We start from the raw sequence: 7,725 nt of genomic DNA, 5'->3' as shown, positions 1-7,725 counted from the left end.
CAAGATTTTACCAGCTTGTCCGATATTTCTGCGACTCATTTTGAACAACTTCATATCATGACAATAGTTCACAGTGATCTCCAAAGAAACAATTCTCCCTTGACTTGTGACAATCGCTTGAGCCTTCATAGCGTGGCATTTCTTTTTACCAGAATCATTCGCTAATTGTTTTTTAGGGCGATGGATTTTTACTTCCGTCGCATCAATCATTACCGTGTCCTCAGAACTGAGAGGAGTTCTTGAAATCGTAAAACCACTTTGAACAAGAGTTACTTCAACCCATTGACTCCGATGGGTTAAGTTGCTTTCGTGAATACCAAAATCAGCCGCAATTTCTTCATAAGTTCGATATTCTCGCACATATTGAAGTCGCCATAAGAAGGTCTTCTAAGCTTAGTTTAGGTTTTCGTCCCCCTTTTGCGTGTTTACCTTGATAAGCTGTTTTCAATACAGCTCACATCTCTTCAAAAGTCGTGCGCTGAACAGCAACAAGGAGCTTAAATCGTGTATCAGTTAGTTGTTTACTTGCTTCATAATTTTATTGTATCATATTTTTGTTTCACAGGAAGTCTATTATATTTAAGGATATTTGAAAGCTGTATTTTAGAAAAACAATTATGGAGTTTTGATATTTTCTTAGTTTCAAACAAGCATGTTATAATAAAGCTATGGCATATAGTACAGATTTTAAACATCGAGAATTAGATTACATCAAAGAGGGGCACAGCCATGTCGAGGCAGCCAAGGTTTTTGATGTTGGCGTCAGAACTCTCTTCATGTGGGAAAAGAAAGACGTGAACAAGGACACTCATACTAAACTAAAATAAAAAAGCATTATATAGTAGTAATATGAAATCAACTAAAGAAGAAATCCAAGCTATCAAAACACTTTTAAAAGACTCTAGTACAGCTAAATATCATAAACGCCTTCAAATCGTTCTATTTCGTCTGATGGGTAAATCTTATAAAGAGATTATAGAGCTTTTAGGCTGTAATCAAACAACGATTTGGCCAACTGTAAAAAAATATGAGGAGTTCGGACGCGATTCTCTCCTTCAAGAAACACGTGGTTGTCGTAACCATGCATATATGACAATTGAGGAAGAGAAAGCCTTTCTTGCCCGTCATTTGAAGGCTGCAGAGGCAGGAGAATTTGTTACAATTGATGCCTTATTTCAGGCTTATACAAAGGAGTTAGGTCCTTCCTACACATGTGATGCCTTTTATCAACTCTTGAAGCGCCATGGTTGGCGAAATATTAGGCCACGTCCAGAACATCCCAAGAAAGCAGACGTTCAAACCATTGTCGCGTCTAAAAATAAAATCTCAATTCAAGAAGACAAGAAAGCGCTTTAAAACCAGTAGGCATTTTCGTAAGGTTCGCTTGATGTACCAAGATGAGGCTGGTTTCGGTAGAATCAGTAAACTGGGATTTTGTTGGGCTCCAATGGGAGTAGGTCCACATGTCCATAGTCACTATATACGAGAATTTCGCTATTGTTATGGAGCTGTTGATGCCCATATTGGAAGATATCATGAATCAACTTCAAGATGTTATACAAGGACTGGAGAAGGAGGTGATAAAGTCCATCGTTAATCGGAGATGGAATAGAATGCTTTTTGAAAGCAGATGAGTATTAGATTATGAAGCAGAGCTGGAAGACGCTGAGATTTTAGGAAAGTTTTGGAATAAGGAAGGTTACTATATTATAGTTTATAACAATGCTAAAAAAGCCCCTGAACTGTTCAAGGTAGAGTTCTCTGAGTGGAAGCGTATGCATATAGGGGAGACATATTAGACAGCGTTAGGGGGATACACTTACTTTTAAGTATCAAAAAAATAAGCACTTCCGTAATTGGAAATGCTTGTTTTTTGATATGTTTAGACTCTTATACTCAATGAAAATCAAAGAGCAAACTAGGAAACTAGGAAACTAGCCGCAGGTTGTTCAAAGCACTGCTTTGAGGTTGTAGATAAGACTGACGAAGTCAGTTACATATATCTACGGCAAGGCGACGTTGACGTAGTTTGAAGAGATTTTCGAAGAGTATTAGTCTTTATTTTCGTATGGCAAGATCAAGTTCAAGATGATTCCTGTCATGGCTGAAAGAGCAGTACCTGAAAGTGTAACTGGACCAAGTTTAAGGACAGCTCCTCCAAGTCCAAGAACCAACATAGCACTTGCGATGATGAGGTTTCGCATTTGAGCGAAATCAACACGTTCTTTAATCAAGACTTTCAAACCATTGCTGGCGATAACCCCATAGAGAAGGATTGACATACCACCAAGTACAGCGTTTGGAATAGTTGAAATCAAGGCAGTGAATTTACCAAGGAAGCTGAGGGCAATCGCGATGAAGGCAGCGTTACGGATAACTGAGACAGAAGCGATACGAGTCATACCGATAACCCCTGTATTTTCTCCGTAAGTTGTATTGGCTGGTCCACCAAGGAAGGCAGAAACAGAAGTTGCGATACCGTCACCAAGAAGAGTACGGTGAAGACCTGGTTCTTTTAAGAATTGACGGCCACAGATTTGACCCAAAACAGTATGGTCTCCGATATGTTCAGAAATTGTTACGATAGCGATTGGCAAGATAGCGATGGCTTCTGGACCAAAGTAAAGATTGTATTCTTTAAAGGCACCACCTGTGTTAAATGGCAAGTAGAAACCAGGAATTTCAAACCAGTTAGCTTTAAGAACTGGTGTAAAGTCAACCAAGCCAAGAGTTAGTGCGAAGAGGTAACCACCGATAATGGCAAAGAGAAATGGAATGATTCGTAGGAATCCTTTTCCCTTTGTATTGATAAAGGCAGCAATCAAGAAAGTAACAACTGCTACAAGAGCATTTTTCCAGTTTCCATCAGCTACAAGACCAGCGTTGGTAACAGCTGAACCTGCAAGTCCAAGACCGATAACGATAATCATAGGTCCGATGATGATTGGTGGCAAGAGTCTATCAATCCATTTTGTTCCTACAAATCGGATGCTGGTAGCAACAAGGACATAGACCAAACCAGTCAAGATAACTCCAGTTTGAGCAGCAGATATATCTCCTCCCATTTCCTTCATAGCTAGTGACATAGCTGTGATAAAGGCGAATGAAGAACCTAGATAAACTGGAACTTTAAAACCAGTAGCAATCATGTAGATGAGTGTTCCAACACCTGAAGCAAAAAGGGCAACAGATACAGGCATTCCCAAAATCAAGGGTACCAAGATGGTCGCACCAAACATGGCGAAAACGTGTTGGAAGCTAAGGAGAGTTCCTTTTCCAGTCGAAGGACGTTGGTCAACGTCTAGTAACAAATCAACAGTTGATTCTTGTTTCATATAAACCTCACTTTTGGGCATCAAAAAAGAGCCCATTATTTTACAGCAATAGGCCCTCAGAGTAAGACTTCTCTAAAATCTAGATTTTAGAGAGTTTCAAGTATTTCTGCGTCTTCGTCACCTCACGGGATGACATTAAAAACCTTTGCTTAGGATAGTATAGCAGAAAAAAATGATTTTGTAAATCATTTTTTCCCGAGCCTAAAAATAAGAGAGCGAGGATGACTTTGTAAACATTTTTTACTAAAAAATTTAAAGCGGGCGTTTGTTGGGCATGCCAGCCTTTCTCGGATATTTATTTGGTGTTTCTTTTTTCTTTTCCACCACTGTGATATAACGCGGATTTCCATTTGGTAGGGCGTAGTTGAGATTGTCTTCGACTTTACTGAAGAGGAGGTTGAGGGCATTCTTAGCTTCTAATAACTCCTCAGGAGCATTGCTGGCCTTGAGTGCCAATAGTTTTCCGCCAACTTTAAGGTAAGGAATTGTCAATTCAGATAAGACCTGCATACGGGCAACCGCACGAGCTGTTACAAAATCATATTGAGCACGGAAGTTTTTGTCTTGTGCCAAGTCTTCTGCACGTCCATGGTAGAAATGAACATCGTCCAAATCCAGTTCTTGAGCCAAGAGTTGTAGGAAGTTGATGCGCTTATTGAGTGAATCAATAATGGTCACATCTAACTGAGGATAGAGAATTTTCATTGGTAGACTAGGAAATCCTGCCCCAGCCCCGATATCAAGCAATTTGATATTTTCATTGGGAATCAAACCTTGAAGAATGGGTGCAATCGAATCGTAAAAATGTTTGAGATAAACTTCTTCCTTGTCCGTAATCGCCGTCAAATTAATCTTCTCATTCCACTCGACTAAGAGTTCAAAATAACGTTCAAATTGTTTTTTTTGCTGGTCCGAAAGTGGAAGATTTTGCTCGGCAAGCAAGTTGTAAAATGTTTCTGGTTTCATAGTTATTTCCTTCTTTAGTATCATCTTATTTTACCACAATCATTAAAAATTTGATATACTGGTACTAATCTAAAAGTAGAAAGGACTTATATCATGACTTGGATTATTCTTGGAGTTATCGCTCTTGTTGTTATTTTTGTGATTGTTAGCTATAACGGTTTGGTTAAGAATCGTATGCAAACAAAGGAGGCTTGGAGCCAAATTGATGTTCAGTTGAAACGTCGAAATGACCTCTTGCCAAACTTGATTGAGACTGTAAAAGGTTATGCTAAATATGAAGGTTCTACCCTTGAAAAGGTGGCAGAACTACGTAACCAAGTGGCGGCAGCGACTTCACCAGCAGAAGCTATGAAAGCCAGTGATGCCCTCACTCGTCAGGTTTCAGGTATTTTTGCAGTTGCAGAAAGCTATCCAGATTTGAAAGCTAGTGCTAACTTTGTTAAATTGCAAGAGGAGTTGACAAACACAGAAAATAAAATTTCTTACTCTCGTCAACTCTATAACAGTGTTGTCAGCAACTACAATGTAAAATTAGAGACTTTCCCAAGCAACATTATCGCTGGAATGTTTGGATTTAAAGCAGCAGATTTCCTTCAAACACCAGAAGAGGAAAAGGCAGTTCCTAAGGTTGATTTTAGCGGTTTAGGTGACTAAGATGCTGTTTGATCAAATTGCAAGCAATAAACGAAAAACGTGGATTTTATTGCTGGTATTTTTCCTACTCTTAGCTCTTGTTGGTTATGCGGTTGGTTACCTCTTTATGCGGTCTGGGATTGGTGGTTTGGTTATCGCACTGATTATCGGCTTTATCTATGCCTTGTCCATGATTTTTCAATCAACAGAGATTGTCATGTCCATGAACGGGGCGCGTGAGATTGATGAACAAACGGCACCAGATTTCTACCACGTAGTGGAAGATATGGCTATGGTCGCTCAGATTCCTATGCCCCGTGTTTTCATCATTGATGATCCAGCCTTAAATGCCTTTGCGACAGGTTCTAACCCTCAAAATGCGGCGGTTGCTGCGACTTCAGGTCTACTAGCTATCATGAATCGTGAAGAACTAGAAGCTGTTATGGGACATGAAGTCAGTCATATTCGTAATTATGATATCCGTATTTCGACTATTGCAGTTGCCCTTGCTAGTGCTATCACCATGCTTTCTGGTATGGCAGGTCGTATGATGTGGTGGGGTGGAGCAGGTCGCAGACGAAGTGATGATGACCGAGATGGAAATGGTCTTGAAATCATTATGCTAGTGGTTTCCCTACTAGCTATTGTACTGGCACCTCTCGCTGCAACCTTGGTTCAGCTCGCTATTTCTCGTCAGAGGGAATTTCTGGCAGATGCATCTAGTGTCGAGCTGACTCGCAATCCCCAGGGAATGATTAATGCCCTAGATAAGTTGGACAATAGCAAACCTATGAGTCGCCACGTCGATGATGCTAGCAGTGCACTTTATATCAATGATCCTAAGAAAGGGGGAGGGTTCAAAAAACTCTTTTATACCCACCCACCTATCTCAGAACGGATTGAACGTTTAAAACATATGTAAAATGAAGGCTGGAAAAAGTCTTTAAAATCTGAAAAACGCATAATATCAGGTGTGAAAACTTGATATTATGCGTTTTATTATGGGAAGATTTACTTCTTTTTCTCCTAAAATTGTGTTTTTGCCCCACATATTTGCGATGTTGAAAATTTATAAATCTTGAAAATTAACTAGCTCCAAACCGTGTTCTGTTAAGCGATAGATGATTGAACAGATCTCTTTTAAGAAACAACGGTCATGCGAAACAGTGATGAGACCACCAGGATAAGTGGCAAAGAGTTTTCTAATTTCGGGTTGAGAAGTTGGAGAAAAGTTTCGTGTGGGTTCATCCAGCAGGAGAAAGTTTGGTTTGCGCAGGACTAAATCCAAAAGCAGGAGTTTTCCCTGTTGTCCGCCAGATAAGGAGCGAATTTGATGCTGCATTTCTGGATAACTGAAATTGAGACTAGCTAGGTGAGATTGGATTTTCTGTAGTTCCTCTTTTTCCCCAGTTTTACTGAGATAGGCTATTGGGGATAAATCCAATTGCAGTTTTTTGTGGTAATCTTGTGGCATAAAACCAAGTGAAATCTCTCTTTTATCATTCAGAAGTCTCTGTAACTTGGCTAACAGAGTTGATTTCCCAACACCATTTGGCCCGATAATACCGATTTTTTCTTGGCCACGGACAGTTAGTTGTAGTTTTTGAACCAAAACTCGGTCGTCAATGGACAAATTTTCTTTTTCCAGTTGGACTAAGACTTTAGAAGCTGGTAATGGTTGGATGTCTGAAAAGAAAAGTTGGATTTGTTCCTCTTCAAGTGGCTTTTGAGTCATGGACTGAGCTGCCTTTTCGTAGCGTTTTTCTTGTGAGAGGACAGTTTTCATCTTTTTAGCCAATAGGCGACCGGCAGTACTGTCTTTGGTAGCTCGAAGAGCAGTTTCTACATTTTGTTTAACTCGTTGATGTTTTTCCATGGTTTTATCGTAGGCTCTTTGGTCGTTGGCTGCTTGCTGGGTTTGTCTGGCAAAATTAGCCTTTCTCTGCTCACTATAACTATCATAGTCTAAATGCTCTACTAGTGTTTCTGCTTCTTTACGGTGCTTGACCAGTCGCAAGTGAACAATAGTGTCTGCCGTTTCAGAAAGAAAGTCCTCATCATGGGAAATGAAAATAACGGTTTGCCGAATCTTACGCATTTGACCTTTTAGCCAATCAACCGTCTCAAGATCCAAGTCATTTGAAGGTTCATCTAAAAATAGAATCTCAAAAGGTTTGGCTAACTCATGGATGAGCTGAATTTTCAAAGCTTCACCCCCTGATAGACTACCAATCTCTTGGTCGCTTGCGAAACGATTGCTATCAAAATGCAATTCCTCAGCTAAACGATAGAGGACACTGTAATCTAAATCAATAGTATCTAAAAAGAAGTAGTCGTGTAGAGTTCTATTTTTCAGGTCCTCAGGAAGTTTTTGAGGAATGTAGGCTATTGATTGATAATCAGATTGAATGTCTCCCCCGATAGTGAAATCAGGCAAAGTTTCCCCCATTAAAATTTTAAGTAAGGTGGATTTGCCATTTCCTTCTTCACCAATAATAGCGACCTTTTCCCTGTCTTGGATGGTCATGCTGAGGTCAGAGACAAGGTCTCGTAAATCTTTGTTTTGTGTGATGGTCAGGTGATTGATTTTTATCATATGATTGCCCTTTCTAGAATGTTGATACTACATAACAAAAAGCTCTACTTTACCTAGTAGAGCCCAAAGTCTATGTCAAAAAAACTCTATTAATACTCTTCGAAAATCTCTTCAAACCACGTCAGCGTCGCCTTACCGTATATATGTGACTGACTTCGTCAGTCTTATCTACAACCTCAAAACAGTGTTTTGAGC

5 protein-coding genes and 3 pseudogenes are annotated in these 7,725 nt (G+C 39.7%); 4 read left to right on the top strand and 4 right to left on the bottom strand.

The features are described from left to right. Positions 1 to 538: pseudogene (locus tag HT709_RS05160) on the bottom strand (transposase family protein); the annotation flags it as partial. Between the two features lie 130 nt (positions 539 to 668). Here HT709_RS05160 and HT709_RS05155 point away from each other — a divergent pair. After that, positions 669 to 808, top strand: a pseudogene (locus tag HT709_RS05155) (IS630 transposase-related protein); the annotation flags it as partial. Between the two features lie 41 nt (positions 809 to 849). Next, a pseudogene (locus tag HT709_RS05150) lies at positions 850 to 1,634 on the top strand (IS630 family transposase). A gap of 417 nt (positions 1,635 to 2,051) precedes the next feature. Here the strand turns inward: HT709_RS05150 and HT709_RS05145 are convergent. Beyond that, on the bottom strand, positions 2,052 to 3,335 hold the full coding sequence (locus HT709_RS05145; protein ID WP_014017276.1) for a solute carrier family 23 protein: 1,284 nt from the start codon (positions 3,333 to 3,335) through the stop codon (positions 2,052 to 2,054). A gap of 252 nt (positions 3,336 to 3,587) precedes the next feature. Next, positions 3,588 to 4,301 (bottom strand): 16S rRNA (guanine(527)-N(7))-methyltransferase RsmG, encoded by a 714-nt coding sequence (rsmG, locus tag HT709_RS05140; RefSeq protein ID WP_119919906.1) that lies wholly within the window; start codon positions 4,299 to 4,301, stop codon positions 3,588 to 3,590. Positions 4,302 to 4,394: 93 nt separating this feature from the next. Here rsmG and HT709_RS05135 point away from each other — a divergent pair, with 93 nt between their 5' ends. Beyond that, positions 4,395 to 4,955 (top strand): LemA family protein, encoded by a 561-nt coding sequence (locus HT709_RS05135; protein WP_000219828.1) that lies wholly within the window; start codon positions 4,395 to 4,397, stop codon positions 4,953 to 4,955. 1 nt (position 4,956) lies between these two features. Further along, positions 4,957 to 5,856 (top strand): zinc metalloprotease HtpX, encoded by a 900-nt coding sequence (gene htpX, locus HT709_RS05130; protein ID WP_023934415.1) that lies wholly within the window; start codon positions 4,957 to 4,959, stop codon positions 5,854 to 5,856. Between the two features lie 147 nt (positions 5,857 to 6,003). On the opposite strand, the gene HT709_RS05125 is transcribed toward htpX, so the two are convergent. Continuing rightward, entirely contained in the window at positions 6,004 to 7,530 is a 1,527-nt protein-coding gene (locus HT709_RS05125; protein WP_138699673.1) for an ATP-binding cassette domain-containing protein, read from the bottom strand. Positions 7,531 to 7,725: the final 195 nt, after the last annotated feature.

Source organism: Streptococcus sp. 1343 (assembly GCF_013277355.1).
Classification (GTDB): Bacteria; Bacillota; Bacilli; order Lactobacillales; family Streptococcaceae; genus Streptococcus; species Streptococcus pseudopneumoniae.
This window is presented reverse-complemented; position numbering and strand designations above follow the sequence as displayed.

Bases quoted from the DNA above. Each gene is read 5' to 3' on its own strand.
- HT709_RS05145 (WP_014017276.1), bottom strand. From the start codon at position 3,335: ATGAAACAAGAATCAACTGTTGATTTGTTACTAGACGTTGACCAACGT.
- rsmG (WP_119919906.1), bottom strand. From the start codon at position 4,301: ATGAAACCAGAAACATTTTACAACTTGCTTGCCGAGCAAAATCTTCCA.
- HT709_RS05135 (WP_000219828.1), top strand. From the start codon at position 4,395: ATGACTTGGATTATTCTTGGAGTTATCGCTCTTGTTGTTATTTTTGTG.
- htpX (WP_023934415.1), top strand. From the start codon at position 4,957: ATGCTGTTTGATCAAATTGCAAGCAATAAACGAAAAACGTGGATTTTA.
- HT709_RS05125 (WP_138699673.1), bottom strand. From the start codon at position 7,530: ATGATAAAAATCAATCACCTGACCATCACACAAAACAAAGATTTACGA.